The organism is Cupriavidus sp. 21MJTG02-4 (assembly GCF_057798975.1).
Window position 1 is genome coordinate 1 of sequence record NZ_JBYOJP010000047.1, and the last position, 2,966, is coordinate 2,966.

General features: G+C 61.1%; 2 protein-coding genes and 2 pseudogenes. 2 read left to right on the top strand and 2 right to left on the bottom strand.

From position 1 onward, the window contains the following. Window positions 1–248 (top strand): annotated as a pseudogene (locus AC3FKH_RS34365) (ATP-binding protein); the annotation flags it as partial. A 31-nt stretch (window positions 249–279) separates the two neighbouring features. Here AC3FKH_RS34365 and AC3FKH_RS34370 read toward each other — a convergent pair. Then, window positions 280–2,352 (bottom strand): recombinase family protein, encoded by a 2,073-nt coding sequence (locus AC3FKH_RS34370; protein ID WP_488680144.1) that lies wholly within the window; start codon window positions 2,350–2,352, stop codon window positions 280–282. Beyond that, complete coding sequence (locus AC3FKH_RS34375) at window positions 2,333–2,521, bottom strand: hypothetical protein (RefSeq protein ID WP_488680146.1); 189 nt, start codon at window positions 2,519–2,521, stop codon at window positions 2,333–2,335. The genes AC3FKH_RS34370 and AC3FKH_RS34375 overlap by 20 nt, the downstream gene beginning before the upstream one ends. Before the next feature lie 300 nt (window positions 2,522–2,821). Here AC3FKH_RS34375 and AC3FKH_RS34380 point away from each other — a divergent pair. After that, window positions 2,822–2,966, top strand: a pseudogene (locus AC3FKH_RS34380) (ATP-binding protein); the annotation flags it as partial.

The following is a 2,966-nucleotide window of genomic DNA, read 5'->3' on the forward strand; positions in this document are numbered from 1 at the left end:
TCCTGGCCGCCAGCTCCAGCCTGCCGTTCGAGGAACGCTTCTCCATGCTGGTCGACCGGGAGATTGCTTGGCGCGACACCCGGCGCCTGGAGCGGCTGCTGCGCACGGCCAAGCTCAAGCACACCCAAGCATGCCTCGAGGATGTGGTCTATGACGGCAGCCGCGGCCTTGACCAGCGGCTGGTCGCCACCCTGGCCAGTTGCGACTGGATCCGCAATGCTCAGAGCCTCATCCTGACCGGGGCGACCGACTATGCGACATGATGCACACCTCAATACGTCATTGAAATTGAAGGGGAATCTGATCCGGATCCGCTGATAGCGGACTTGTTGACCCGGTTTGTTGGGCTCTTCGGGCATCGAGCTGCTCCACATCGCTGCGCTTAATGACCCAAGGCGCGCCTTTGCAAACCTGTCGAGCTGACAATTTGCCGGCCTCAATCATGCGAAGGACCGTCATGTGGCTGATCTTCAGTGCTTCAGCCGTCTGTTCGAGCGTAAGCTCGCCGCGCTCCTGACGCTCGCCCGTCCGGTAGACGGCGACATGATGACTTCCACGAAACGACCTCACGCTCGCCTCCGTCCACGTATGCCCCTTGCCTGTACGATGCCCCAGCCGGTTGAGCAGCGATGCAATGCCACTGTCCGGCAGTAACCGAGCCAGCTCCGTCACCAGCTGTTCGACTTCGACAGTGGTCGTCCAGCGATGCTTACCAGAGCGATTCCTGATGATGTTGAGCTCGGTGTGATCGCCACCTTGCCAATGCACCATCAGCTCGAGTTGAGTATCCGTGACGCGAACGACAATCTCCTTGATGACCGCTCGCAAGATTCGCTTGCGCGATTCGTTACCTGCGTTCGGATGTTCCCATGCCCGTGGTAAGTCGGCACCGAGATCGAGCAGCGCCTGCCGTCGCTGCGGCGTCATGTCAGGCTCACGCTGAGAGTCCATCTTTGCAAGTTCGGCTTCGAGTTGCGCGACAGCGGCCAGCCGCTCGTTCCAGCGCCGTTCGAGCTCGCCGGTGACTAGTCGATTGCCGGGGTCGACGGCGTCGAATTGCCGCTGCGCTCTCGCGGCCTCGAAACGCGACTGCTCGAGCGCGAGTTCGACTTGACGCTGCCTAGAATGGCCTTGGCTGGCGCACTGTTCGATAGCGTGTAGCGCGGCCTCGACGCCTACGGGCTGCAGCAGGCGCAACACCTCAGCGCTGACACCTTGATCGATGCGCATTGAACCGAATGCAATGCATTTGCCCGACGCACCGTGGTTGAGAGTAGCCCCGCGGCAGAGGTACCGGCTTGTGTTGCCATCCTTGCCGCAATAGCCCACATGCAGCTTGCGTCCGCAATGTCCGCAACGCAGCAGGCCGGAAAGCAAAGCCTCGCCCTTGCGCAGGGCCCCGCGTGCCATCTCTCCCTTCATGTTGGTGTTGTCGGCAATCACTCGCTGGTTATGTTCGTAAGTTTGCCAGTCAATATAGCCCTCGTGATGCTCCGTGATCAAGACCTGCCACTGATCCCGTTCGCGACGAACGCCCCGCACGACGTGCTTGCGACCCGCTTCGACGCGAACACGGGTCTCGGTGCGTCCGAAGGCATAGGCCCCCGCATAGACGGGGTTGGTCAGGATGTGCAGGACCGTGTTGTAGACCGGTGCCCTCCATAGCACGTTACGCCCGTCTGGCCCCCGTACAGCAGCAGGCAAACTGATCGATTCCTCCCGGAACCACAGCATCACCTGGCGAACACTTCGAAGTTCGGCGAACTTGTTGAAGACTGCTCTGAGCGCCTCGCGGATACGCAGGTCCGGATCCATCTCGATGCGGTCATCGTGGGTGCGCACGAAACCGATGGCCACCACGCTATGCAGCTCACCGCGCGCGGCTTTGAGTTTGAGCGCCTCTACCGAGCGCTGACGCAACAATGACAGCTCCATCTCCGACATCGTCCCCTTCATGCCGAGTAACAGCCGGTCGTTGGCGCTTCGAGGATCGTAGACGCCTTCCTCGTCGACAATGACACTTCCCACCAGAGCACAAAACTCGAGCAGCGTATGCCAATCCCGACCGTTGCGCCCCAGGCGCGATGCCTCGATGGAGACGACTGCGCCAACGCAGCCGCTGCAGATCGCAGCAAGGAGTCGCTCAAAGCCAGGTCGAGCCTCGCCGCCAGCCGAAACGCCAAGGTCGTCGTCGATGACAACAACTTCGGACCAGCCCAGTGTGCGAGCTCGCTCCGCCAGCGCGTATTGCCGGCGACGGCTCTCGTGGTTATGCCGCAGTTGGTCGGCCGTGGATTGCCGGACGTAGACATAAGCTGCGCGAGCCAAGTGGTCAGCGCTGATTTTGCTCATGAATGTTCTCCTTGCTTGCCCGTGCGGTTGGACCTTGAACTACTTCCCACAAGAGCCTTCCGATCAGGTCGACGAGTTCGTCGTGATGGAGCTGTAGGGTCGTCATCGCCGGCGGTGCCGGCATGTTGCTGAATAGGTCGGCTTGCTCCTGAACTTCGCTGCGCTTCATCGAGACCTCCTGGTTCGGCTATGGCACCAGAGATCGAGGATAAGACTCCGTCGAGTTCCATGCGCAGCGTTGCCAGGCCTTGCAACGAAATTCGCGGCGGCGTGTGCACTGTCAGGCTCGCCGCCGACGGAAGCGCCATCCACTGCGGGATATGCGCACGCGTGCCATCGTCCTGCAAAACAATCAGGTAGCATTCCTCACCAAGGCAAACGTCACCGACAACAGCGACGACGGACCCAGCCCGCGGGTCATATGGATAGTAAATTTGCACCTCGCGAACAGGCTGTTCACGGGCAATATGTCTCCGCTTCGACCGGCGCCGGCAAGTCCTGGCTGGCCTGTGCGTTTGCCCAGCAGGCCTGTCGGCAGGGATTCTCTGCGCTCTATCTGCGGGTGCCGCGACTGTTCGAGGAACTACAGATCGCCCACGCCGACGGGAGCTTCA